Annotated in this window: 26 protein-coding genes; 12 read left to right on the top strand and 14 right to left on the bottom strand. The window is 62.9% G+C overall.

Going from position 1 to position 24,585, the window contains the following annotated elements:
* Nucleotides 1–5: 5 nt before the first annotated feature.
* Nucleotides 6–722: a DUF4198 domain-containing protein gene (locus G9C89_RS02480; protein WP_172144090.1), complete on the top strand. Its 717-nt coding sequence runs from the start codon at nucleotides 6–8 to the stop codon at nucleotides 720–722.
* Nucleotides 723–781: 59 nt separating this feature from the next.
* Here the strand turns inward: G9C89_RS02480 and hisC are convergent, their stop codons facing one another.
* From hisC to G9C89_RS02430, 10 genes are all read right to left on the bottom strand, one after another.
* Nucleotides 782–1,834 carry a histidinol-phosphate transaminase gene (gene hisC, locus G9C89_RS02475; RefSeq protein WP_172144088.1) on the bottom strand — a complete coding sequence of 351 codons (1,053 nt, stop codon included), beginning with the start codon at nucleotides 1,832–1,834 and terminating at the stop codon, nucleotides 782–784.
* An 87-nt stretch (nucleotides 1,835–1,921) separates the two neighbouring features.
* A complete protein-coding gene (gene hisD / locus G9C89_RS02470; protein ID WP_172144086.1) occupies nucleotides 1,922–3,232 on the bottom strand; it encodes a histidinol dehydrogenase in 1,311 nt (436 codons plus the stop codon).
* A gap of 123 nt (nucleotides 3,233–3,355) precedes the next feature.
* The gene (gene hisG, locus G9C89_RS02465; RefSeq protein WP_172144084.1) at nucleotides 3,356–3,991 is read right to left on the bottom strand and encodes an ATP phosphoribosyltransferase; all 636 of its coding nucleotides are present in this window, start codon (nucleotides 3,989–3,991) and stop codon (nucleotides 3,356–3,358) included.
* 78 nt (nucleotides 3,992–4,069) lie between these two features.
* Nucleotides 4,070–5,335: a UDP-N-acetylglucosamine 1-carboxyvinyltransferase gene (gene murA, locus G9C89_RS02460; RefSeq protein WP_172144081.1), complete on the bottom strand. Its 1,266-nt coding sequence runs from the start codon at nucleotides 5,333–5,335 to the stop codon at nucleotides 4,070–4,072.
* Between the two features lie 12 nt (nucleotides 5,336–5,347).
* Nucleotides 5,348–5,587: a BolA family protein gene (locus G9C89_RS02455; protein WP_172144079.1), complete on the bottom strand. Its 240-nt coding sequence runs from the start codon at nucleotides 5,585–5,587 to the stop codon at nucleotides 5,348–5,350.
* Nucleotides 5,588–5,770: 183 nt separating this feature from the next.
* Nucleotides 5,771–6,079 carry an STAS domain-containing protein gene (locus tag G9C89_RS02450; protein ID WP_172144077.1) on the bottom strand — a complete coding sequence of 103 codons (309 nt, stop codon included), beginning with the start codon at nucleotides 6,077–6,079 and terminating at the stop codon, nucleotides 5,771–5,773.
* Nucleotides 6,076–6,708, bottom strand: coding sequence for an MlaC/ttg2D family ABC transporter substrate-binding protein (locus G9C89_RS02445; RefSeq protein WP_172144075.1), 633 nt, complete (start codon nucleotides 6,706–6,708; stop codon nucleotides 6,076–6,078). The genes G9C89_RS02450 and G9C89_RS02445 overlap by 4 nt, the downstream gene beginning before the upstream one ends.
* Nucleotides 6,709–6,719: 11 nt before the next feature.
* Complete coding sequence (gene mlaD / locus G9C89_RS02440; RefSeq protein ID WP_172144073.1) at nucleotides 6,720–7,193, bottom strand: outer membrane lipid asymmetry maintenance protein MlaD; 474 nt, start codon at nucleotides 7,191–7,193, stop codon at nucleotides 6,720–6,722.
* Nucleotides 7,193–7,990, bottom strand: coding sequence for a lipid asymmetry maintenance ABC transporter permease subunit MlaE (mlaE, locus tag G9C89_RS02435; protein ID WP_172144071.1), 798 nt, complete (start codon nucleotides 7,988–7,990; stop codon nucleotides 7,193–7,195). The genes mlaD and mlaE overlap by 1 nt, the downstream gene beginning before the upstream one ends.
* Entirely contained in the window at nucleotides 7,990–8,799 is an 810-nt protein-coding gene (locus G9C89_RS02430; RefSeq protein WP_172144069.1) for an ATP-binding cassette domain-containing protein, read from the bottom strand. The genes mlaE and G9C89_RS02430 overlap by 1 nt, the downstream gene beginning before the upstream one ends.
* Before the next feature lie 282 nt (nucleotides 8,800–9,081).
* Here G9C89_RS02430 and G9C89_RS02425 point away from each other — a divergent pair, with 282 nt between their 5' ends.
* The 10 genes from G9C89_RS02425 to G9C89_RS02380 all read left to right on the top strand — a co-directional run bounded on the left by G9C89_RS02425 (nucleotide 9,082) and on the right by G9C89_RS02380 (nucleotide 16,209).
* Entirely contained in the window at nucleotides 9,082–10,056 is a 975-nt protein-coding gene (locus G9C89_RS02425) for a KpsF/GutQ family sugar-phosphate isomerase (protein WP_172144060.1), read from the top strand.
* A gap of 14 nt (nucleotides 10,057–10,070) precedes the next feature.
* Entirely contained in the window at nucleotides 10,071–10,595 is a 525-nt protein-coding gene (locus G9C89_RS02420; protein WP_390623758.1) for a KdsC family phosphatase, read from the top strand.
* A 9-nt stretch (nucleotides 10,596–10,604) separates the two neighbouring features.
* A complete protein-coding gene (gene lptC / locus G9C89_RS02415) occupies nucleotides 10,605–11,174 on the top strand; it encodes an LPS export ABC transporter periplasmic protein LptC (RefSeq protein WP_172144056.1) in 570 nt (189 codons plus the stop codon).
* Nucleotides 11,161–11,703 carry a lipopolysaccharide transport periplasmic protein LptA gene (gene lptA, locus G9C89_RS02410; RefSeq protein ID WP_172144054.1) on the top strand — a complete coding sequence of 181 codons (543 nt, stop codon included), beginning with the start codon at nucleotides 11,161–11,163 and terminating at the stop codon, nucleotides 11,701–11,703. Before lptC ends, lptA begins: the two co-directional genes overlap by 14 nt.
* A gap of 2 nt (nucleotides 11,704–11,705) precedes the next feature.
* Nucleotides 11,706–12,431 carry an LPS export ABC transporter ATP-binding protein gene (gene lptB, locus G9C89_RS02405; protein WP_172144052.1) on the top strand — a complete coding sequence of 242 codons (726 nt, stop codon included), beginning with the start codon at nucleotides 11,706–11,708 and terminating at the stop codon, nucleotides 12,429–12,431.
* Between the two features lie 133 nt (nucleotides 12,432–12,564).
* Nucleotides 12,565–14,073 (top strand): RNA polymerase factor sigma-54, encoded by a 1,509-nt coding sequence (locus tag G9C89_RS02400; RefSeq protein ID WP_172144049.1) that lies wholly within the window; start codon nucleotides 12,565–12,567, stop codon nucleotides 14,071–14,073.
* A gap of 192 nt (nucleotides 14,074–14,265) precedes the next feature.
* Entirely contained in the window at nucleotides 14,266–14,574 is a 309-nt protein-coding gene (hpf, locus tag G9C89_RS02395) for a ribosome hibernation-promoting factor, HPF/YfiA family (RefSeq protein ID WP_172144047.1), read from the top strand.
* Nucleotides 14,575–14,589: 15 nt separating this feature from the next.
* The gene (gene ptsN / locus G9C89_RS02390; protein ID WP_172144044.1) at nucleotides 14,590–15,063 is read left to right on the top strand and encodes a PTS IIA-like nitrogen regulatory protein PtsN; all 474 of its coding nucleotides are present in this window, start codon (nucleotides 14,590–14,592) and stop codon (nucleotides 15,061–15,063) included.
* Between the two features lie 2 nt (nucleotides 15,064–15,065).
* A complete protein-coding gene (rapZ, locus tag G9C89_RS02385; protein WP_172144042.1) occupies nucleotides 15,066–15,923 on the top strand; it encodes an RNase adapter RapZ in 858 nt (285 codons plus the stop codon).
* A 13-nt stretch (nucleotides 15,924–15,936) separates the two neighbouring features.
* Nucleotides 15,937–16,209: an HPr family phosphocarrier protein gene (locus tag G9C89_RS02380; protein WP_172144040.1), complete on the top strand. Its 273-nt coding sequence runs from the start codon at nucleotides 15,937–15,939 to the stop codon at nucleotides 16,207–16,209.
* A 91-nt stretch (nucleotides 16,210–16,300) separates the two neighbouring features.
* Here the strand turns inward: G9C89_RS02380 and pmbA are convergent, their stop codons facing one another.
* Nucleotides 16,301–17,647: a metalloprotease PmbA gene (gene pmbA, locus G9C89_RS02375; protein WP_172144036.1), complete on the bottom strand. Its 1,347-nt coding sequence runs from the start codon at nucleotides 17,645–17,647 to the stop codon at nucleotides 16,301–16,303.
* A 103-nt stretch (nucleotides 17,648–17,750) separates the two neighbouring features.
* On the opposite strand from pmbA, the gene yjgA reads away from it, so the two are divergent.
* Nucleotides 17,751–18,269 carry a ribosome biogenesis factor YjgA gene (yjgA, locus tag G9C89_RS02370; protein WP_172144034.1) on the top strand — a complete coding sequence of 173 codons (519 nt, stop codon included), beginning with the start codon at nucleotides 17,751–17,753 and terminating at the stop codon, nucleotides 18,267–18,269.
* A gap of 55 nt (nucleotides 18,270–18,324) precedes the next feature.
* On the opposite strand, the gene tldD is transcribed toward yjgA, so the two are convergent.
* The 3 genes from tldD to G9C89_RS02355 form a co-directional block, all read right to left on the bottom strand.
* Nucleotides 18,325–19,767, bottom strand: coding sequence for a metalloprotease TldD (gene tldD, locus G9C89_RS02365; protein ID WP_172144032.1), 1,443 nt, complete (start codon nucleotides 19,765–19,767; stop codon nucleotides 18,325–18,327).
* Nucleotides 19,768–19,783: 16 nt separating this feature from the next.
* Nucleotides 19,784–20,638: a carbon-nitrogen hydrolase family protein gene (locus G9C89_RS02360; RefSeq protein ID WP_172144030.1), complete on the bottom strand. Its 855-nt coding sequence runs from the start codon at nucleotides 20,636–20,638 to the stop codon at nucleotides 19,784–19,786.
* A gap of 92 nt (nucleotides 20,639–20,730) precedes the next feature.
* Nucleotides 20,731–24,573, bottom strand: a complete 3,843-nt coding sequence (locus G9C89_RS02355; protein WP_172144028.1) for a YhdP family protein — start codon at nucleotides 24,571–24,573, stop codon at nucleotides 20,731–20,733.
* Between the last annotated feature and the right edge of the window lie 12 nt (nucleotides 24,574–24,585).

The raw sequence follows: 24,585 nt of genomic DNA, 5'->3' as shown, positions 1-24,585 counted from the left end.
CCCCCATGAAAAAAGTCTTCCCATTACTCGCCGCCGCCCTGTTTATCGGCCAGGTCGATGCCCACGGCCTGTGGACCGAACAACGCCGCGGCAATATCGAAACCATCTACGGCCACGGCGCCGAGGACAATGCCTTCAAGGCCGAGAAGATCAGCGGCGCCTGGGCCTATGACAGCCGCGGCAAGATGATCCCGGTAACGGTCAAGCGCCTGGCCGACCATGCCCGTCTGCAGCCGCTGAGCCCGCCAGCCATGGTCGCCGTGGCCCTGGATAACGGCCCCTGGTCGCTGACCCCGGACCAGCAGTGGATCAACCAGGGCCGCAGCAAGGTGCCCGCCTCGACCGAATCCTTGCACACCTTCAAATACAGCCTGGCGATCTACCAGCAAGGCGTCAGCCTGCCGGCGCTCGATCAGTTGAAGATGGTCATAGTGCCGGAGGCCGACCCGCTCGAAGTCGGCGTGGGTAAGCTGCTGCCGGTGCGCGTGCTGGTCGACGGCAAACCCGCCGAGGGAATCGAGCTGATCGGCGACTACCGTGGTGCGCCGCACCACATCAGCGCCAAGACCGACGCTGCCGGCCGCGCCCACGTCATGGTGCGCAACCAAGGGCTGAACATCATTGCCGCCGAGGTCGACTTGCCGGTGGCCAATGACCCGGATATCGAAACCCGCGGCCTGTTCACTTCGCTGACCTTTCTCGGCGAAGCCCACCGCGAATAACCTGCATCGCGGGCATAAAAAAGCCGGAGCACTGCTCCGGCATTTTTATGTCCTGGCGCTTACAGACTGCTCAAGGCATCCAGCAGCGCCTGGTTCTGCTCCGGCGCGCCGATGCTGATACGCAGGAACTGGGCGATCCGCGCCTGTGTGAAGTGGCGCACGATCACGCCCTGTTCACGCAAGCCGGCCGCCAGGGTCGCCGCATCCTTGTGCGGGTGACGGGCGAAGACGAAGTTGGCAGCCGAGGGCAGTACCTCGAACCCCAGCGCCTGCAGGCCAGCCACGGTGAGTTCACGACTCTCGATGACCTGCTGACAGGTACGCTCGAAATATTCGCGATCAGCGAAAGCGGCCGCGGCGCCGGCAATCGCCATGCGATCCAGCGGATAGGAGTTGAAGCTGTTCTTGATCCGCTCCAGCGCCTCGATCAGGTCCGGGTGGCCCACCGCCAGACCGACGCGCAGGCCCGCCAGCGAACGCGACTTGGACAGGGTCTGGGTCACCAGCAGGTTCGGATACTGGTCGACCAGGCTGATCGCCGTTGCGCCGCCGAAATCGATATAGGCCTCGTCGACCAGCACCACGCTGTCGGGATTGGCCTTGAGCACGTGCTCGATGGCCTCCAGCGCCAGCAGGCAGCCGGTAGGCGCATTGGGATTGGGGAAGACGATGCCGCCGTTGGGCCGGGCGTAGTCCTCGACACGGATCCGGAACTGCTCGTCCAGCGCGATCACCTCGGCGCTGATGCCGTAGAGGCCGCAGTAGACCGGGTAGAAGCTGTAGCTGATATCCGGAAACAGCAAGGGTTTGTCATGCTGGAACAAGCCGTGGAAGGCGTGCGCCAAGACCTCGTCGGAACCGTTGCCGACGAACACCTGATCGAGCCGCACGCCGTAGTAGTCGGCCACCGCCTGCTTCAGGCGCTCGCCATTCGGGTCCGGGTACAGGCGCAGGTTGTCGTTCAGTTCGGCCTGCATCGCCGCAATCGCCTTGGGCGATGGACCGTAGGGGTTTTCGTTGGTGTTGAGTTTGACCAGCTTGGCCAGTTTCGGCTGTTCACCGGGCACATAGGGCACCAGGTCTTTGACGAAGGGGCTCCAGAATTTGCTCATCTGCCCTTCTCTCCTCGAATTCGTTGGATGCGCCTAGCGCACCGATTCAAGGTGCGCACGGCCTAGGCAGCCCCGCGCACCCTACATTCAGTTCTTGATCCGGTATTCGGCGCTGCGCGCGTGGGCGGTCAGCGATTCGCCGCGGGCCAGCACCGAAGCGGTCCTGCCCAGATCGGAAGCGCCGGCGGCCGAGCAATGGATGATCGACGAGCGTTTCTGGAAGTCGTAGACGCCCAGCGGCGAGGAATAGCGCGCGGTGCCGGAGGTCGGCAACACGTGGTTGGGACCTGCACAGTAGTCGCCCAGCGCCTCGGCGGTGTAGCGGCCCATGAAGATCGCGCCGGCATGGCGAATCTGCGGCAGATACTGCTCGGGATCGGCGACGGACAACTCCAGGTGTTCCGGGGCGATGCGGTTGGCCACCTCGATGGCCTGGGCCATGTCGAGCACCTGAATCAAGGCGCCACGGGCCTCGAGGGAGGCGCGGATGATCTCGGCGCGCTCCATGCTCGGCAACAGCCTGGCGATGCTCTCGGCCACACGGTCGAGGAAAGCCGCATCCGGGCTGACCAGAATCGACTGTGCATCCTCGTCGTGCTCGGCCTGGGAGAACAGGTCCATGGCGATCCAGTCCGGATCGGTCTGACCGTCACAGACCACCAGAATTTCCGACGGTCCGGCAATCATGTCGATGCCGACCTTGCCGAACACGTGGCGCTTGGCGGTGGCCACGTAGATGTTGCCGGGGCCGACGATCTTGTCCACCGGCGGCACGCTCTCGGTGCCGTAGGCCAGCGCCGCCACGGCCTGGGCGCCGCCGATGGTGAACACCCGGTCGACCCCGGCGATGCAGGCTGCCGCCAGCACCAGCTCGTTGATCTCGCCGCGCGGGGTCGGCACCACCATCACCACTTCAGGCACACCAGCGACCTTGGCCGGAATGGCGTTCATCAGCACCGAGGACGGGTAGGAGGCCTTGCCGCCCGGCACATAGAGGCCGGCGCGGTCCAGCGGCGTGACTTTCTGGCCAAGCACGGTGCCGTCGGCCTCGGTGTAGGTCCAGGAATCCTGTACCTGCTTCTCGTGGTAGCTGCGCACGCGCTCGGCGGCCACGATCAGAGCCTGGCGCTGCGCCGGGGTGATGCGGGTCAGGGCCAGTTCCAGACGCTCGCGCGGCAGGATCAGGTCGGCCATGCTGGCGACCTCGAGGCCATCGAAACGCTGGGTGAATTCGACCAATGCGGCATCACCGCGCTCGCGCACGGCCTTGATGATCTCCAGCACACGATGGTTGACCGCATCGTCCGAGACACTTTCCCAGCTGAGCAGATGATCCAGGTGCTGGGCAAAGTCCTGGTCGGCGGCGTCGAGTCGGCGGATGGCGATGGGAGCGGTCATAGCGGGCCTCATGATTGGCAAATGCTCAAGCGCCCGTAGAGTACCAGCCACTCCGCGCGGGCACCTGAGAATTCTGGCTATGACACGGATAGGCGGGCGCGACGCAATGTCGCGCTGAGAGGGTCAGCTGGGGTGTCGTGCCTCGACCGCTTCGCGCAGGGTATCGATCAGCTCCTGGATGCGCGCGTGCTGCATCTTCATCGAAGCCTTGTTGACGATCAGCCGCGAACTGATGTGGGCGATCAGCTCCTGGGCTTCCAGGCCATTGGCGCGCAGGGTGTTGCCGGTATCGACCACGTCGATGATCTTGTCGGCCAGCCCCACCAGCGGTGCCAACTCCATCGAGCCGTACAGCTTGATGATATCGACCTGACGGCCCTGCTCGGCGTAGTAACGCTTGGCCACGTTGACGAACTTGGTGGCCACGCGCAGCCGGCCTTTCGGCTCGGGCGCGCCAACGGCACCGGCGGTCATCAGCTTGCACAGCGCGATGCGCAGATCCAGCGGCTCATAGAGACCCTGGCCGCCGTATTCGAGCAACACGTCCTTGCCGGCCACGCCGAGATCCGCCGCACCATGTTCGACATAGGTCGGCACGTCGGTGGCGCGCACGATCAGCAGGCGCACATCCGCCTGGGTGGTGGGGATGATCAGCTTGCGGCTTTTATCCGGATTCTCGGTCGGCACGATGCCTGCCGCGGCGAGCAGCGGCAGGGTGTCGTCGAGGATGCGGCCTTTGGACAGCGCAATGGTCAGCATGAAACACATTTCCTTTGGAACTGGAGCAGACCAGCCCTGGCGGGCTGGTTGTTGGGCATCGCTGCGCTCGGCACCAACCTAGCCCGGCACACGGCGAATTTTCGCACCGAGCATCTGCAGTTTTTCCTCGATGCACTCGTAACCACGGTCGATGTGGTAGATGCGATCGATCAGGGTATCGCCGTCGGCGACCAGGGCGGCGATGACCAGGCTGGCCGAAGCACGCAGGTCGGTGGCCATGACCGGGGCGCCCTTGAGCGTCTCGACACCGGTGACGATCGCGGTATTGCCCTCGACCATGATCTGCGCGCCCATGCGGGTCATTTCATAGACGTGCATGAAGCGGTTCTCGAACACGGTCTCGATCACCGTGCCGGTGCCTTCGGCAATCGCGTTGAGGGCGACGAACTGCGCCTGCATGTCGGTGGGGAACGCCGGATAGGGTGCGGTACGCAGGTTCACGGCTTTCGGCCGCTTGCCTTTCATGTCCAGCTCGATCCAGTCGGCGCCGCTGGTGATTTCCGCACCGGCTTCCTGCAGCTTGGACAGCACCGCCTCCAGAGTAGTCGGATCGACATCCTTGAGCTTGACTCGTCCGCCCGTCGCAGCCGCGGCCACCAGGTAGGTACCGGTTTCGATCCGATCCGGCATCACGCTGAAGCGGGCGCCGCCGAGACGCTCGACGCCATCGATGGTGATGGTGTCGGTACCGGCACCGGAGATCTTCGCGCCCATGGCGATCAGGCAGTTGGCCAGATCGACCACTTCCGGCTCGCGCGCGGCGTTTTCCAGCACGCTGCGGCCTTTGGCCAGGGTGGCGGCCATCATGATGTTTTCAGTACCGGTCACACTCACGGTATCGAAGAAGAAGTGCGCACCGCGCAAGCCGCCCTCGGGAGCCTTGGCCTTGATATAGCCGGCTTCCACTTCGATGATCGCGCCCATGGCTTCGAGGCCGCGGATGTGCAGGTCGACCGGCCGCGAACCAATGGCGCAACCGCCGGGCAAGGCGACTTCGGCATAACCGAAACGCGCTACCATCGGCCCGAGCACCAGGATCGAGGCGCGCATGGTCTTGACCAACTCGTAGGGTGCGATCAGCGTCTTGATTGCCCGCGCATCCACTTCCACGCTGAGCTTCTCGTCGATGACCGGCTCGATGCCCATGCGCCCGAACAGCTCGATCATGGTGGTGATGTCGTGCAGGTGCGGCAGGTTGCAGATGGTGACCGGCGCATCGCCCAGCAGGGTGGCGGCAAGAATCGGCAGGGCGGAGTTCTTCGCCCCGGAAATGCGGATCTCGCCATTCAGGCGCACACCGCCGGTAATAATCAGTTTGTCCATGACTCTCTCGATTTAGGAGCGCGCGGCCCAATCGGCACGGCTGAAGAATTTCATGCTCACCGCATGGATACTGCCATCGGCAATCCAGGGATTCAGGTGAGCGTAGACCTGCTGTTGACGTTTGACCGGACCCAAGCCAGCCAACTCATCACTAATCAGATTCAGCTGGAAGTTGCAGCCTTCGCCTTCAACTTCCACCTGGGTGTTCGGCAGTTTGGCCTCCAGGAGGCTTTTCACTTCTAAGGCCTGCATGCTCAACCTCGATCAACGCATTCATTAACGACAGCAGAGTCTTGGGAGCTGGAGGACTTTTCCGCAGCAGCACCGCGGCAAGCCCGACAAACAACGAAGCTCGCGGCCGCGCATCATACAAAAAAAGCCACTCGCCTGCGAACCCTACGCGGGCCTGTCCCGACCGGGGACCGCAGACCGGGTTCACGCCTCCAGCGGCAGCACGTCCAGCAGCCCGGAGACACTGGCGATCTCGCGCATGTCCTCGGGCAGACTGCGCACCACCAGGCTCTTGCCTGCAGCCTGGGCGTCGCGCATGAACGCCAGCAACAGCGACAGGCCTACGCTGCTGGACTTGTCCACAGCCGCACAATCGATCACACAGCTAGCCGCCTGACTGGCGGTAATCAACCGTCCGCCCTGTTCGCGCAAGAGCGGTCCACTGAGATAATCGAGCACGCCAGAGAGCTGAAACAGCCCCGACGACTGTTCGACGATAGCGGCCTGACTCACGACTCACCCTTGGCCTGACGAGCCTTGGCCACGGTATCGGCCCAGCTGTCGATGACCTTGTCCAGGTCATTGCTGTTGTTCTGCATGGATTGAGCGAACTGATCGCGGAACAACTTGCCGACGTTGATGCCATTGATGATCAGGTTGCGCATCTTCCAGCTGTCGCCCTGGTTGACCATGGTGTAGGACAACGGGTAGACGGTGCCATTGCCGTCCTTGATTTCCATGTTCACTGCAGCGCGCTGTGGATCCTGCTTGCCGCTGGGTGGCAGCACACGAATATCCTGATTGTTGTATTCGAGCAGGGCGTTGCCATAGAACTGCATCAGACTGCGCTTGAAGTTCTCCTGGAAACGCTGCATCTGCTCAGGCGTGGCCTGGCGCGAGTAGCGCACGGTCATCACCCCGCGGGAAATGCCGTCAACATCCACCACCGGACCGAGAATATCATTCAGGGCATTGTAGAAGGCCGCTGGATCCTTGCGGTATTGCTCTTTATTGACCTTCAGGTCTTCCAGCAGCGTGGTGGTGGTCTGCTGCACCACCTGATGGGCACTCGGCGCAGCCACAGCCAGCAGCGGCAAGGCCGCCAGCAGCGCGAACAGGCCGTTACGCAGGGTTTTGAGCATGGTGGGAGCCCTCATTGTTTGGCTTCGTCTTTATTGACCGAATTGAGCAGGAATTTACCGATCAGATCTTCCAGCACCAGCGACGACTGGGTGTCATGGATGGTACCGCCATCGACGAGCACCTCTTCGTCACCGCCAACACTGATGCCGATGTACTTCTCGCCGAGCAAACCGGCGGTCAGGATCGATGCAGTCGAATCGACGGGCAGGTTGTCCACGCTGTCATCCAGCGAGAGGGTGACACGGCCGGTGTAGCTGTCGCGATCCAGATCGATTGCGGTTACCTTGCCGATAGTCACCCCCGCCATGGTCACCTTGGCCCTTACGGTTAGACCGGCAATATTCTCAAAGTGCGCATAGATCTTGTAGGTATCGTTGGCGCTGCCCACCGTCAGACCACTGACGCGCAACGCCAGCAGCAGCAGGGCCAATAACCCGGCCAACAGGAACAGGCCGACACCAATCTCCAGGGTGCGGTTTTGCATCAGAAGTCTCCAAACATCAAAGCGGTCAGAATGAAGTCCAGCCCCAACACGGCGAGCGAGGCATAAACCACTGTTTTTGTGGTGGCGCGACTGATGCCTTCCGAGGTCGGTTCACAGTCATAGCCTTGGAAAACGGCGATCCAGGTAACGACAAAGCCGAACACGATGCTTTTGATCACCCCGTTGAGCACGTCTTCACGAAACGAAACACTGTTCTGCATATTGGCCCAGAACGACCCCTCATAAACACCGAGCCAGTCGATGGCAACCATCGCGCCACCCCAGATACCGACCACGCTGAAAATCACGGCGAGCAACGGCATCGAGATGAAGCCGGCCCACAGGCGCGGCGCGACGATGTACTTGAGCGGATCGACTCCGATCATTTCCAGGCTGGACAACTGCTCGGTGGATTTCATGTTGCCGATTTCCGCGGTCAACGCAGAACCCGCGCGCCCGGCGAACAACAAGGCGGTGACCACGGGGCCGAGCTCGCGCAACAAGGTCAGGGCGACCATCTGCCCGACTGCCTGCTCCGAACCGTAGTCGGACAGGATATTGAAACCCTGCAGCGACAAGACCATGCCGATAAAAATCCCCGAGACCACGATGATCGCCAGGGACATGACACCTACCGAGTACAGCTGTTTGATCAGCAACTGCAGCGGGTTGCCGGCCGAACTGCGGCCGAACAGCGCATGCAGCAGAAACACCGTCGAGCGCCCCAGCGTGGCAACCGCGTCGATGCCGGCGCGACCGAGCAGACGGATCCGTTCGAGCGTAGATGTCCTGCGCATCAGCGCCCCCCCAGTAAATCGTCGCGGTAGTCTGCCGCCGGAAAGTGGAACGGTACCGGCCCGTCGGGAATGCCCTTCATGAACTGGCGAACGCGCGGATCATCCGAGTTCATCAGCTCATCCGGCGTGCCCTGACCGAGCACCTTGGTATCCCCCACCAAGTAGATGTAGTCGGCGATGCTGGCGGTTTCCGCCAGGTCGTGGGACACCACGATGCTGGTGATGCCCAAGGCATCGCTGAGCAAGCGAATCAAACGCACCAGCACCCCCATGGCAATCGGGTCCTGGCCAACGAAAGGCTCGTCGTACATCAGTATCTGCGGATCGAGGGCAATCGCCCGCGCCAGCGCCACGCGGCGCTTCATGCCTCCGGACAGCTCATCCGGCATCAACTCGTACGCACCACGCAAGCCCACCGCCTGCAATTTCATCAGGACAATGTCACGAATCATTTCGTCAGGCAGCTGGGTATGCACACGCAGCGGAAAGGCGACGTTCTCGAACACATCGAGATCGGTGAACAGCGCACCGCTCTGGAACAGCACGCCCATCTGCTTGCGCATATCGAACAGCTCGCTGCGCGAGAGACCCGGCAAGTTCTGCCCATTGACCCACACATCCCCCTTGCTCGGCCTGAGCTGCGCGCCGATCAGGCGCAGCAGCGTGGTCTTGCCACAGCCGGAAGGCCCCATGATGCCGGTGACCTTGCCGCGCGGAATGCGAATGTCTATATCTTTGAAAATGTCCCGGTCGCCGCGCTGAAAACTGAGGTTTTTCAGCTCGACCGCATACTGTTGCTCGGCACTCATCTCGACTCCTTGGATGCAGCCTCCCTGACAGACGCCCGCCAGCGTTGCGAAGACACCGCAGCCGCGGGCCGGCCGAAAATGGCCGCGCACTATAACATTGCCGAATTACCCTGCCCAAGACCGAACATTTGTTTACAGAACGCCGACCACAGCGCTGCACATTTACCTGCAAGTGCCCCGAAAAAGCACTCACCTTCTGCCGCTGGACGATTCAAAGGTGAGCGAGGGAATCTTTCCCGCTATAATCGCCGCCTTTTACTCGACCTGCCTATTAAAGACGCCATGAGCCAGTCCAACGAGCTGATCAAGTCCGCACAACGCACCATTCGCCTGGAACTCGAGGCGATTGGAGAGCTGCTGCCACGCATCGACAGCAACTTCGTTCGCGCCTGCGAACTCATCCTGACCAGCAAGGGCCGCGTGGTGGTGGTCGGCATGGGCAAGTCGGGGCATGTCGGCAACAAGATTGCCGCCACCCTGGCCAGCACCGGCACCACTGCCTTCTTCGTCCATCCGGCCGAAGCCAGCCATGGCGACATGGGCATGATCACCCGCGACGATGTGGTGCTGGCCCTGTCCAACTCGGGCTCGACGGCGGAAATCATCACCCTGCTGCCGCTGATCAAGCGCCTCGGCATCACCCTGATCAGCATGACCGGCAACCCGGACTCAGCGCTGGCCAAGGCCGCCGAAGTCAACCTGGACGCCCGCGTCTCCCAGGAAGCCTGCCCACTCAACCTGGCACCGACCTCTTCCACCACCGCCTCCCTGGTGCTTGGCGACGCCCTGGCCATCGCCTTGCTGGAAGCCCGCGGCTTTACCGCCGAAGATTTTGCCTTCTCCCACCCCGGCGGCGCCCTGGGCCGACGCCTGCTGCTGAAAGTGGAAAACGTCATGCATGCCGGCGCCAGCCTGCCCAGCGTGCAGCGCGGCACCTCGCTGCGTGACGCCCTGCTGGAGATGACCCAGAAAGGCCTGGGCATGACCGTGGTCACCGAGACGGATGGCCGCCTGGCCGGGATCTTCACCGATGGCGACCTGCGCCGCACCCTGGATCGCGGTATCGACGTGCGTCAGTCGAAGATCGATGACGTGATGACCGTGCATGGCAAGACCGCCCGCGCGGAAATGCTCGCCGCCGAAGCCCTGAAGATCATGGAAGATCACAAGATCAGCGGCCTGGTAGTGGTAGACAATGACGACCGCCCCATAGGCGCCCTGAATATGCACGACCTGCTGCGCGCCGGAGTAATGTGATGAACCCTGATGTGATGAGCCCTGACCTGCAACAACGCGCACAGGCAATCAAGCTGGCGATTTTCGATGTCGACGGCGTACTCACCGACGGCAAGCTGTATTTCCTGGTCGACGGCAGCGAGTTCAAGACCTTCAACACCCTCGATGGCCACGGCATCAAGATGCTGATCGCCTCGGGCGTGCGCACTGCGATCATCAGCGGACGCACTACCCCGGTGGTCGAACGCCGGGCGAAAAACCTGGGCATCCAGCACCTGTACCAGGGCCGCGAAGACAAGTTGGTGGTACTCGACGAACTGCTTGGCGAACTCGGTCTAAGCTACGAGCAAGTCGCCTACCTGGGTGACGACCTGCCGGACCTGCCGGTGATCCGCCGAGTTGGCCTGGGCATGGCGGTCGCCAGCGCCGACGCTTTTGTGCGCCAGCATGCCCATGGCGTGACCCAGGCCCGCGGCGGCGAAGGTGCAGCCCGCGAATTCTGCGAGCTGATCATGCGCGCCCAAGGCAGCCTCTCCGCCGCCCAAGCCGCCTACCTGTAGAGCCCACTTATGCTGCGCAAACTGCTGACACCCGCCCTTTACGCTTTTGCCGCCGCGCTGCTGGCCGCCGTCGGCTATTGGAACATCAACCCCGACAGCTTTTCCGAGCGTCCGGCACAAGCCGAGGCCGAAAACGCCATCGACTTCTACGTCATCAATGCCACTACCGTGCAATACCAGGCCGACGGCAAGCTGCATTATGAAATGACCAGCGACAAGCTGGAGCACGTCAAGCGCAGCGACATCACCCTGCTGACCAACCCCTTCCTGCACCTGTATCGCGGCACCGAACTACCCTGGAAGGTCAATAGCGCGCGCGCCGAAGTGGCGCCGCAAGGCAAGGAAGTGGAATTGATCGACAACGTCCGTGTCGAACGCACCGATGCCAAGGGCCGCCCAACCATTCTGACCACCAGCCGCCTGACCGTAATCCCGGATAAGGAATATGCGCAGACCGAGCAAGCCGTTAGAATCGTCGCGGCCAATGGAGTGACCACGGCACAAGGAATGAAAGCGTACTTGAATGACGGCAGGATGCTCCTGCTGTCCAACGTAAGAGGCCAGCATGAGGTTCGTTAAAACCTTCCCCTTTTTGCTCAGTTTGAGCGCCGCGCTCGGAAGCGCCTGCGCTTGGGCGCTGCCCACCGACCGTGAGCAGCCGATCCGCGTACAGGCCGACAGCGCCGAACTCGATGATCGACAAGGCGTCGCAGTCTATCGCGGCGACGTGATCATCACCCAGGGCACACTGAAGATCACGGGCGACACCGTGACCATCACCCAGAACGCCCAGGGCGACATCGAGATTTTCACCTCGGTCGGCAAACCCGCCTATTACGAACAACAGCCATCTGCGGACAAGCAGATCGTCAAAGCCTACGGCCTGACCATCCAGTATTTCGCCGCCAATGAGCGGATCGTGCTGATCGACCAGGCCAAGGTGATCCAGGAAGGTAATACCTTCGAGGGCGAAAAAATCGTCTATGACACCCAACGCCAGATCGTCAATGCCGGTCGCGCCACAGGCACCAACGTCACCACGCCGCGCCCACGCATCGACATGGTGATCCAGCCGAAGAACCCACCAGCCGAACAGCAGGCGCAGTAGCAATGGCCACTTTGACAGCCCAGCACCTGGCCAAGAGCTACAAGGGCCGCCAAGTCGTGCGCGACGTCAGTCTTAGCATCGACAGCGGGCAGATCGTCGGCCTGCTCGGCCCCAACGGCGCGGGCAAGACCACCTGCTTCTACATGATCGTCGGCCTGGTGCAGGCCGACCAAGGTCGCATCCTGATCGACGACCTCGACGTCAGCCACCTGCCGATGCACGGCCGCGCCCGCGCCGGTGTCGGCTACCTGCCGCAGGAAGCCTCGATTTTCCGCAAGCTCAGCGTGGCCGACAACATCATGGCCATCCTCGAGACCCGCAAGGAACTGGATCGGGCCAGCCGGCGCAAGGAACTGGAAAGCCTGCTGCAGGAATTCCATATCAGCCACATCCGCGACAACCTCGGCATGAGCCTGTCCGGCGGCGAACGCCGGCGCGTGGAAATCGCTCGCGCCCTGGCCACCGCACCAAAATTCATCCTGCTCGACGAACCCTTCGCCGGGGTCGACCCGATCTCGGTCGGCGACATCAAGCAGATCATCCACCACCTCAAGGCCAAGGGCATCGGTGTACTGATCACCGACCACAATGTCCGCGAGACCCTGGATATCTGCGAAACCGCCTACATCGTCAGCGATGGCCAACTGATCGCCGAAGGCGATGCCGACGCTATTCTGGCCAACCAACTGGTCAAGGATGTCTACCTGGGGCACGAGTTCCGCCTGTAACAGCGGTTTTTCTCAACCGAACAGCAGCCAGAGCTAGGCAAACCACTGTAGATCAGGCATATAATTTGCTTCCTTGTGGCGCTACGGCGCCCTGTAGTGGATTGCGCACAGACGCCGGCAAATAAGGTCTGCAATGAAACCATCGCTAGTCCTGAAAATGGGCCAGCAGCTGACGATGACCCCGCAGCTGCAACAGGCCATTCGCCTACTCCAATTGTCTACCCTGGATCTGCAGCAAGAGATCCAGGAGGCTCTGGAGTCCAACCCGATGCTCGAGCGCGAAGAAGACGGTGACGACTTCGACAACTCGAACCCCCTGGCCGACGGCGCCGAAAACCAGGCGCCCCCCCCTCAGCAGGAAGAGTCCTACCAGGACAACAGCCACCAGGAAACCCCACAAACCGTGGACAACCTGGAAGAGGGCGAATGGAACGAACGCATTCCCAACGAACTGCCGGTCGACACCGCGTGGGAAGACGTCTACCAGACCAGCGCCAGCAGCCTGCCGAGCAACGACGATGACGAGTGGGACTTCACTACCCGCACGTCGTCTGGCGAAAGCCTGCAGAGCCACCTGCTCTGGCAGCTCAATCTGGTGCCGATGTCCGACAAGGATCGGCTGATCGGGGTCACCCTGATCGACTGCATCAACTATCAGGGCTATCTGGAAGAAAGCCTCGAGGAAGTCGTCGCCGCCTTCGACCCGGACCTGGACATCGAACTCGACGAAGTGGAAGCCGTACTGCACCGCATCCAGCAGTTCGAGCCAGCCGGCATTGCCGCCCGCGACCTGCGTGAATGCCTGCTCCTGCAACTGCGCCAGCTGCCAGCCAAGACAACCTGGCTGGCCGAGGCTCAACGCCTGGCCAACGACTACCTCGACCTGCTCGGCAGCCGCGATTACAGCCAGCTGATGCGCCGCATGAAGCTCAAGGAAGACGAGCTGCGCCAGGTCATCGAACTGATCCAGAGCCTCAATCCGCGCCCCGGCTCGCAGATCGAGTCGAGCGAACCGGAATACGTGGTGCCCGACGTCATCGTGCGCAAGCACAACGAGCGCTGGCTGGTGGAGCTGAACCAGGAAGCAATGCCGCGCCTGCGGGTCAATGCGCAATACGCCGGTTTCGTCAAACGCGCCGACACCAGTGCCGACAACACCTTCATGCGCAACCAGCTGCAGGAAGCGCGCTGGTTCATCAAGAGCCTGCAGAGTCGCAACGAAACCCTGATGAAGGTCGCTACCCAGATCGTCGAGCACCAGCGCGGCTTTCTCGACTACGGCGACGAGGCGATGAAGCCCCTGGTCCTGCACGACATCGCCGAAGCGGTGGGCATGCATGAATCGACCATTTCGCGGGTCACCACGCAAAAGTTCATGCACACCCCGCGTGGTATCTACGAGCTGAAATATTTCTTCTCCAGCCACGTCAGCACCTCCGAAGGCGGCGAATGCTCGTCGACGGCGATCCGCGCCATCATCAAAAAACTGGTCGCAGCGGAAAATGCAAAAAAGCCGTTGAGTGACAGCAAGATCGCTGGTTTACTGGAGGCACAGGGCATACAAGTAGCCCGCCGCACAGTCGCAAAATACCGTGAATCGCTTGGTATAGCGCCCTCCAGCGAGCGCAAGCGATTGATGTAAGGTGGCACTCGACGAAAGACCAACAAACAAGGCATACACCGCACCCGGCCTCGCTCTCTCGCTAGCAGCCACACTGCCAAGACCCGAAGAGCGACTGGTCCAAGTTCGGTTTGCCGACGTCTTTCACGCCAAAGTATTCCGGTGGCAGGCCCGATAGCCTGTCTCTCATACGCGGCAACAAGGAGAAACGGTATGCAAGTCAACATCAGTGGACATCAGCTGGATGTGACCGACGCCCTGCGCGACTATATCGACGAAAAACTCGGTCGATTGGAGCGCCATTTCGACAAGATCACCAACGTGCAAATCACCATGGAGGTCGAGAAGCTCAAGCAGAAAATCGAAGCGACCCTGCATATCGCCGGCGGCGAAGTGGTCGCCAATGCCGAACACGACGACATGTACGCAGCCATCGACCTACTGACCGACAAACTCGACCGTCAACTCATCAAGCACAAGGAAAAGCAGATCGACCGCCAGCAGGGCGCTACGGCCCGCTGAGATCGCCTCCCTCCTATGATCCGACTCGAAAATATCCTGACCCCCGGCCGTTCCCTGGTGAACGTGCCGGGAGGCAGCAAGAAACGTGTACTCGAACAGATAGCCAACCTGGTGGCACGCGAACTGCCCGACCTGGATGGCCAAGACATTTTCGAAAGCCTGATCGCCCGCGAAAAACTCGGCTCGACCGGTTTCGGTAATGGCATTGCCATTCCGCACTGTCGCCTGCCGGGCTGTAACGCGCCGATCAGTGCTCTGCTGCGTCTGGATGCAGCGGTGGACTTCGACGCCATCGACGGCGCGCCTGTCGACCTGCTGTTCGTCCTGCTGGTACCGGAGGCGGCCACTGATGAACACCTGGAATTGCTGCGGCAGATCGCCAGCATGCTCGACCGCAGCGATGTGCGTGAGCGTTTGCGCCAAGCCCAGAGCAGCGATGCGCTGTATCAGGTCGTGGTGGACGTACAAAGCCAGCTCAACCGGCCCTGACCATGCGCCTGATCATCGTCAGCGGTCGCTCCGGCTCCGGCAAAAGCACCGCCCTCGACGTCCTTGAGGACAACGGCTTCTACTGCATCGACAACCTGCCGGCTGGCCTGCTCCCCGAACTGGCGGAGCGCACCCTGCAGGATACCGAACTGCTCCACCCGCAAGTCGCCGTGTCGATCGACGCGCGCAACCTGCCGAGCCAGCTCAAGCGTTTCCCGGAAATCCTCGAGGAGGTGCGGGCGCGGCATATCAAGTGCGACGTGATCTACCTGGATGCCGATGAGGAAACCCTGCTCAAGCGTTTTTCCGAGACTCGCCGGCGCCATCCGCTGACCAACGAGAACCGCTCGCTGGCCGAGGCGATCGCCGATGAAAGCCTGCTGCTCGGACCGATCACCGACCTCGCCGACCTGCAAATCGACACCACCCATCTCAACCTCTACCAGTTGCGCGACAGCCTGAAACTGCGCCTGCTCAATCAGCCGGAGCCAGGCACGGCCTTTTTGGTCGAGTCGTTCGGCTTCAAGCGCGGCATGCCGGTGGATGCCGACTTGGTGTTCGATGTACGTTGCCTGCCCAACCCTTACTGGAAGCCGGACCTGCGCGATTTCTCCGGGCTCGACCAGCCGGTGGCCGACTACCTGGCGGCTCAGGCAGATGTCGAAGAAATGTTCCAGGACATCCTCACCTACCTGAAGAAATGGCTGCCGCGCTTCGCCGCTAGCAACCGCGCCTATGTCACCGTGGCAATAGGCTGCACTGGCGGTCATCACCGCTCGGTATACCTGGCCAATCGCCTGGGCGAGACCCTGAAACCCATTCTGAAAAACGTCCAGGTTCGCCACCGCGACCTTAGCTAAGGATCCTGCCGCGATGCCTTCCTGCGAAATCACCATCATCAACAAGCTGGGTCTGCATGCACGCGCAGCAGCCAAGTTTGTCGGTGTCGCCGGGCGCTACCCCTGTCAGGTCAAGGTCGGCCGCGCCCCGGAGAGCCTGGTGGATGGCAAAAGCATCATGGCTGTGATGATGCTGGCGGCCGGCAAAGGCACACCGATTCACCTGCACACCGAAGGCGAGCAGGACGATGACGCACTCAACGCCCTGATCGAACTGATCAACAACTACTTCGACGAAGGCGAATAGCCAGGATCACTCGCAGGGTGCGCCGCGCGCACCCTGACTTAGAAACCTGGTGCGCGCAGCGCACCCCACAAGGGCCGGCTGCACAATAGCCCTAGCTGCCCGCCACCGTCATCTTCTCGATCAACACCGAGCCGGTGCGGATATTGCTGCGCAGCTCGAGATCGTTACCCACCGCGACTATCTGCTTGAACATGTCGCGCAGGTTGCCGGCGATGGTCACTTCCTGCACCGGGAACTGGATCTCGCCGTTCTCCACCCAAAAGCCGCCTGCCCCACGCGAATAGTCACCGGTGACCATGTTCAGGCCCTGCCCCATCAACTCAGTGACCAACAGGCCGCGACCCATGCGCTTGAGCAGCGCCGGCTGATCTTCCGCACCATGGCTGACGAACAGGTTATGCACGCCACCGGCGTTGGCCGTACTCGGCATCCCCAGCTTGCGCCCCGAGTAGGTGCCCAGCACGTAAGAGACCAGCTCGCCGCCCTCGACAAAGGGCTTGGCATAGGTGGCCAGGCCATCACCGTCGAAGGCCGCACTGCCCAGGGCACGGGGAATATGCGGACGCTCATCGAGCGTCAGCCAGTCGGGAAACAACTGCTGGCCCAGGGCGCCCTCAAGGAAAGATGACTTGCGGTACAGGTTGCCACCGGAAATAGCCGCGAGGAAATGCCCGAACAGTCCCGTCGCCAGCTCAGCGGAAAATAACACCGGCACTTCGCAGGTCGGCACCGGGCGCGCGCCCAGCCGGCTGACCGCCCGCTGCGCGGCCCGCTGACCGATGCCCGCGGCATCGGCCAGCAGCTCGCCCTGACGATTGACGTCATACCAGTAGTCGCGCTGCATCTGCCCGCCATCTTCGGCGATCATCACGCAGCTCAAGCTGTGCCGGGTGCTGGCATAGCCCGCGATGAAACCATGACTATTGCCATACACCCGACAACCCTGGTGGGTATTGAGGGTGGTGCCGTCGGCATTTTTGACCCGCGTATCCGTGGCAAAGGCTGCCGCTTCGCAGCGCAGCGCCTGCTCGATGGCCTGCTCCGGGCTGATGGCCCAGGCGTGATACAGATCCAGCTGCGGCAGCTCGCGCGCCATCAGCGCGGCATCGGCCAAGCCTGCCGCCTCATCTTCCGAGGCATGCTTGGCGATGGCCAGGGCCGCTGCCACGGTTTCCCGGATGGCGGCATCGCCACTCGCCGAGGTACTGGCCGAGCCCTTGCGCTGACCGACATACAGGGTGATGCCGAAGCCCTGGTCACGGTTGAACTCGACGGTCTCGACCTCGCCCTGGCGAACCGAGGTGGACAAGCCTTGCTCCACCGATACGGCCACCTCGCAGGCACTGGCGCCCTGCTTCTTGGCCTCGGCGATAATCTGTTCGACCTGCGCCTGCAACTGCGGCACGGCCTCGGGGCCGACACTATCTACTGCACTCATAAAAACTCCTGAACGATTATCGGCGCGTTGACGAGATCGGGCCGAACGCTTGCAATTGGAAACTTGCTGCTATCATGGCGGCGTTTTCCATTGGACCACCCCCATGCCTGAATATCTTGACGACTTCTCCGGCGAGAAGAGTAAAACCCAGGTCAAACGCGAGCTGCATGCCCTGCAAGACCTGGGTCAACGCCTGACCACCCTGAAGCCCGACCTGCTCAACAAACTGCCGTTGACCGACGAATTGCGCCGCGCCCTCGCAGAGGCGCCCAAGCACACGGCCAATTCGGCGAAAAAACGCCATGTGCAGTTTATCGGCCGGCTGATGCGCGACCAGGACATCGAAGCGATTCTTACCCTGCTCGACCAGCTTGATGCCTCTACTCGCCAGTACAACGAACGCTTTCATGGCCTGGAGCGCTGGCGTGACCGTCTTATCAACGGCACCGACGACACCCTGGAAGCCTTTGTTGGCGACTATCCTGAAGCAGACCGGCAACACCTGCGTCAGTTGATCCGCCAGGCCCAGCACGAACTGGCACAGAACAAAGCGCCAGCGGCCTCGCGCAAGATCTTCAAATACATCCGTGAACTGGACGAAGCCCAACGCGGGCTGCGTTGATCCTGGCGTGATGGCGGGTTACGCCTTCGGCTAACCCACCCTAGGCCCGAGCGTTTCAGGCTCCTGTGCCACCGACGGTAATCGCATCGATTTTCAGCGTCGGCTGGCCGACGCCGACCGGCACCGACTGACCGTCCTTGCCGCAGGTGCCGACGCCGCTGTCCAGGGCCAGGTCGTTGCCGACCATCGACACCCGACTCATCGCCTCCGGGCCGTTGCCGATCAGGGTGGCGCCCTTGACCGGCGCGGTGATCTTGCCGTTCTCGATCAGGTAGGCCTCGCTGGTGGAGAAGACGAACTTGCCGCTGGTGATGTCGACCTGACCACCGCCGAGGTTGGCGCAGTAGATGCCTTTCTTCACCGAACGGATGATTTCTTCGGGGTCGCTTGCGCCGGCCAGCATGTAGGTGTTGGTCATGCGCGGCATCGGCAGGTGCGCATAGGATTCGCGGCGACCGTTGCCAGTACGCGCCACGCCCATCAGGCGGGCGTTCAGCTTGTCCTGCATATAGCCCTTGAGCACGCCGTTCTCGATCAGCGTGGTGCACTGGGTCGGGGTGCCTTCGTCATCCACGCTGAGCGAACCACGGCGCCCGGCCAGGGTACCGTCGTCGACGATGGTGCACAGACTCGAGGCGACCTTCTCGCCCATGCGCCCGCTGTAGGCGGAACTGCCCTTGCGATTGAAGTCGCCTTCCAGGCCATGGCCGACCGCCTCGTGCAGCAGCACCCCAGACCAGCCGGCACCCATCACCACCGGCAGGGTGCCGGCCGGTGCGGGAATCGCCTCGAGATTGACCAGGGCCTGGCGCAACGCCTCGCGGGCGTAACCCATGGCGCGATCCTCGCTCATGAAGTAGCGGTAGTCGGTACGCCCACCACCGCCATGGCCGCCCCGTTCGCGGCGGCCATTCTGCTCGACGATCACGCTGACATTGAAGCGCACCAGCGGGCGAATATCGACGCCCAGGCTGCCGTCCTGCGCCGCCACCAGGATGCGATCCCAGACCCCGGCGAGGCTGACCGTGACCTGCTTGATCCGCGGATCGAGCGCACGCGTGGCCACATCGACCTGCTTGAGCAACTCGACCTTCTGCGCCCGGCCGATCACGTCCAGCGGGTTTTCCGGTGCATACAAGGCGGTGACCTGCGGGCTGCTGAAGGCCTGCACCCGCACGTTCTGTCCGGCCCGGGCAATCGAGCGGGCCGCGCGGGCGGCCTGGGTCAGCGCCTCGGCGGTGATGGCGTTGCTGTAGGCAAACCCGGTTTTCTCGCCGGACTGGGCACGCACGCCCACGCCCTGGTCGAGGTTGAAACTGCCTTCCTTGACGATGCCGTCCTCCAGCACCCAGGTCTCGGACACCTGGCTCTGGAAATACAGATCGGCAGCATCGATACCGGGGCCGGACAACTCGCCCAGTACCCCGGGCAGATGGTCGAGGGTCAAGCCGCCCGGGCCCAACAGGTGCTCACTGACGGATAACAACATCTCGCTCATAACTGTTTCATCTCGTTCATGACTGTTCCAAACCCGGCAACCGTGGTTCGGCCGCTGCAAAAAATCGTTTATGCCGGCTCACCGGCATGCGTTGGCGAATCGCCGCCTGCTCGACGGCATCGCGACCAGCCAGCAAGACCGCCTCGCCGTGCGCCTGCTCGGCCAACACCCGGCCCCAGGGATCGACGATGGCCGAATGGCCGAAGGTCTCGCGCCCGCCCGGATGAGTGCCGCCCTGGCCGGCGGCCAGCAGGTAGCACTGGGTCTCGATGGCCCGGGCGCGTACCAGTATCTGCCAGTGCGCCGCACCGGTCAGCGCGGTAAAGGCCGCCGGCACGCTGATCAACTCCGCTCCGGCTTCACGCAGGGCGCCATACAACTCAGGAAAACGCAGGTCGTAGCACACCGTCAAACCCAGGCGCCCAACGGGCGTATCCGCCACCACGATCCGGCTGCCATGGGCAAAATCATCGGACTCGCAATAACGGCCCTGGCGGTCGCCGACCTCCACATCAAACAGGTGCAGCTTGTCATAGCGCGCCACCTGCTCGCCATGCTCGTCGAGCAACAGGCAACAGGCCCGCGCCTTGGCCTCGGGCTGGCCCGCAGGCGGCAAGGGCAAGGTGCCGGCCACTATCCATAACCTGAGGTCGCGAGCAGCCTGTTTCAACCAGGGCAGGATCGGGCCCTCACCCCGCGCTTCGCAGCGACCCAGTGCCGCCAGGTCGCGGCGGCCCATGGCGGCGAAATTTTCCGGCAATACCGCCAGGCGTGCCCCGCCCGCCGCAGCCTGCTCGAGCAGCCGCCGGGCCTGGACCAGGTTGGCCGGCACATCGGCATGGCTGACCATTTGAATCACCGCGAGGCTCATGCATGCTCCTGCTCGGCGGATGGTTGGGTCTTCAGCTTACAAGCCATGGCCATCGACTGCATCGTCTGGCGCAGCCGATTTGCAATGGCCTGTCAGCGCGGCTTCTCGAAGGGCTTGTCGAAGCTGATCTGCGGATCCTGCCAGCGACCCTTGACGCTGTATTGCACACTGGCAAAACGTGCCACACGATCGCCCAGCAGTTTGTCCACCACGAACAACGCCCCACCGATGGCTGGCGCGCCGACGATCAACGCCGCCAGCGGCAGATTGTTGCCCACCGGCAAGGTCACCAGCAGCTTGGCATCGATCAGGTCATCGGCCAGGTTCAGGGTACCGTCCAGCTCCAGATTGCTCGATGGCCCGGTCACGGTAATGGGGGTACGGGTAACGTACACCCCATCGCTGGCGACCAGCAGCCCCTTGACCCGGTCATAGCTCCACCCCTTGCCGAACAGGTCGGAAAAATCCAGGCGCAGGCGGCGGCTAATCGAGTTGAAGTTGAGCAGGCCAAATACCCGCAGCGCCGATGCAGAGCCTTGTACCTCGGTGAACTGTCCCTTGCGCAAGGTTGCATCCATGCTGCCGGAAAAGCGCTTGAGACTGACCCAAGCCGGCGAACCGGGCCAACGGCCATCGACATCCATGTGAAAGCTTTCACTACTGACCGTCGGCGCAAAGTTCCAGGCCAGCAGCACATCGGCCAGTTGCTTGCCCTGCATGCGCCCCTCGTACCAACTGCTGCTGGCCTCTGCCGTGCCCTGCCAACCGGCGCTGCCGGTCAGCTGCAGACCTTTCAGCTCCAGGTTCAGGTCGCTGAACTGTACCCCGGTGGCGTTCGGACGCGCTTTCAGCGACCACGCCCCCAGCGCCTCGGCACCTTGCAACACCTGGGCAATGCGCAGATCGAGGGCGGGAATCAGCCGCGGATCGACGCCAAGCAGCGGATCCGGCTTGTCCTCGACCACGGCACCCTCAACCACGGCCTCCTTGGCGGCGGCCGCCGGCAAACGCAGGTACTCCAGATTGACCGCGATAGGCGTCGCGCCGGCATCCGGCAAATCGACCCGCCCCTTCAGCAGCTGGCTATCCAGGTTGAGCGCCCAGGCCGCCGGCGCACGCTTGAGCTGTATCGCCAGGTCGTCGACCGTGCTGCCAAAGCCGCTGAACCGGCCAATCTTCAGTTGCGCATCCTTGAACACCTGCTGCGCATCCGCGCGCGCCACACCGGCATAAGGTTTCAGCGCCGCCTGCCAAGCCGCCCAATCCAGCTCGCTGACTTGTCCGCGCAAGCGCACACCCTTCGCCGCCGGCAACAGTGCCGGGCCATCCCCCAGGCGCAGCTCGCCGCGGCCCTCGGCAAGCTGACCGGGCGGAGCCGCGAAGGCCAGGCTCGCCAGATCGGCATAATCCAGCCAATAGCGCCGCTCGCCGCCATTCAGGGTCATGCGCCAATCGGCATAACCTTCATCGTTGGCACTTTTGCCAAAAGGCGCCGGTAGCGCGACGGCCACCCCCTGAAGATTGGAATCCACCCGCAACTGACTGTCGGCACCGTCCAGACTCAAACGCAAGCGATAGGGCAAGGTACCGCTCACAGGTAATGTTGCAGTCACGCCCAGCCAGGCCGTCAGGTTGCTCAGCGGTACCTGACCGCTGGCCTCGATCCGCGTTTGCGCCCGGCCGCGCACACCTTCTGCTATGGCCTTGCCCCGCACGGCATGGCCGAGGGCTTGAGCGCGAATATCCGGGGCGCTCAAGCCGCTGGCCGTGTTGTAGCGAAAGGCGCCCTGCAGCTGACTGAGCTCCAGCTCGGGATTGCTCAACTTGAGCCGCGCCCCCTGGGTGGCGAAGTCGACTATCACGTCCGGCGCCAACCCTTTGCGCAGCGGCAGATCGAGCTTGAGCCGGCCCGATAGCGGCCCCTCGCCCTGCCAGCCGGCGAAGATCTCGGCAGTGCCCATGGGCGCATCCTGGAGAATCTTCAGGGCATCGACGACACTGCTTTGCAGCTCGCTGTTGAGCAGCAGCCGCGGAACCTGCCCCGGCGCCGTGTGGGCAATATCCGCCGCGGCGTTGCGCACCCGGCTATCGAGGATACGGCCCTCGACCACCCGCACCCGCACCCCGCTGTCCTCGATGAACACATCGCCACGCGCCTCGCGCAGTGCCGGCCAACCCGGCTGGAAGGCCAGTTCGGCGTCTTCCACGGCAAAGAACAGGCTGAGACTGCGCGCCGCATCGGCGGCGCCCTTGTTCAGCGAACCCTGGAATTGAAAATAGCCTTCGTTGACCTTGCCGCCGCGAATCGCGGTCTTCAGCCAGTTAGCCAGTTCCGCGCTCAAGCCGGGTGCGCGGGTCGGCAGGTATTTCTCGGTATAACGCGCATCGCCGTCACGCAGGCCGACGCGCAGGTCCATGTAGTCCTCGGCCTCAGGATCGAACATCAGGCGAATCAGGAAGTCACCGGCAACCGGCCCCTCTTCGCCGAGCACCTGCAGATAGGGGCTGCGCAGGGTGAAAGCCTGCTCATTCAGTTGCCAGGTCAGCCGGGCATTGGCCTGCTTATACAGCCAGGGCTCGGGGAACAGGGTGGCCAGGTGCAGGGAGAAATTTTCGCTCGCCAGGCGCAGTTCGCCCTGCCCCAGGTCACCGGCCACACTGCCGCTGATGTTTGCTGCCGCCGGCGAGGCCAGGTAGGCGGCGAAACCGATGCGCTCGAGATTGGCGGCAAACTGCAAGCGCTTGTCGCCCTCGACCCGGGGCCGGTAGTCCACCTGGATATTGCGCAAGGCACCCTGCGGCTGCAGGCTGTCGAGCAGTGCCAAACCCTTGTCCGGCAAGGGCAGCAGGGCTTTGACCAGCGGCAGCAGCGGCGCCAGATCGAGGCGATCGGCGCCGAGCGACCACTGTTCTTCGGCGTCGTGGCTGTCCTGACGATGACTGATGGCCAGCTGCACCTCGCCCCAGCGGGTCTCGCCCTGGCTCAGCGCCAGATCGTCCAGCAGCAGCTCGAAGCCCTGTTCGGTCCGCTCGAAATAGGCGTTGAGGGCGAGGTTCTGCACCTGCGCCGCCTCGCGCTCGAGATAGGCAGCCGCCACTTGCGGTGCGTGCAGGCGGCTGACCGCACGCTGCAAGGCGCCATCGGCCCAGGCCAGCCAGACTTCGCCGCCGGCCTGCAACTGCTCGAGACGCCATTCGTGCGTCACGCTCGGCGGCAACCAGCGTGCCCAATCGCTTTGCGGCAGGCTCAGGTACAGCTCGGCCTGCACCTCGCGCCAGCGCTCGGCTTGCATACGGCTGCGCAACTGCAGCGCCACGGGCTGGCCGTCGGGCAGCAGCAGGCGCGCATCCAGACGCTGACGACTCGCGCCATTGCGCAGGGTCAGGTTGACGTACGTCAGGGTCACGGCCGGCAGTTCATGGGCTTCCAGCGTCACCTGGCTGTTGAGCAGCGATAGACGACTCACCGCTTGCAACTGCTGCAATACCTGCGCGACATCCAGGGCCGCAGGCGCGCCGCGCTGCGGCAGCCCCTTCAAGGTCCAGGCGCCCTGCTCGTCCTGGTGCAGGCTGAACTGCAAGCCATCCAGCTCCAGCTTGGCCAGCCGCGGCTTACGCTCCGACAGGCTGGCGAGCACGTCCGGGACCAGGCGCACCTGATCCAGGCGCAGTGCGCTGGCACCCTCGCCCAATTGCACGTCATGGGCGACCAGCAGTGGCGCGAAGCCCTGCCAGCGCCCCTCCAGCCGACCGATCCGCAGCGGCATACCGAGCGCCGCGGAGGCCTGGTCTTCGGCTTCCAGGCGATACTCGGCGACCCACGGCACCAGCTCGCGACCGAGACTGACATACAAGGCTGCGAGCACCAGGCCCAGCGCGAACAAGCCCAGGCCCCAGCGCAGCGTCACGATCAACCAACGAGCCAGACGCGCCATTCAGTTCATACC

This window comes from Pseudomonas tumuqii, assembly GCF_013184545.1.
Taxonomy (GTDB): Bacteria; Pseudomonadota; Gammaproteobacteria; order Pseudomonadales; family Pseudomonadaceae; genus Aquipseudomonas; species Aquipseudomonas tumuqii.
The sequence above is the reverse complement of the archived record's forward strand: the minus strand, read 5'-3'. Positions and strand labels throughout refer to the sequence as shown.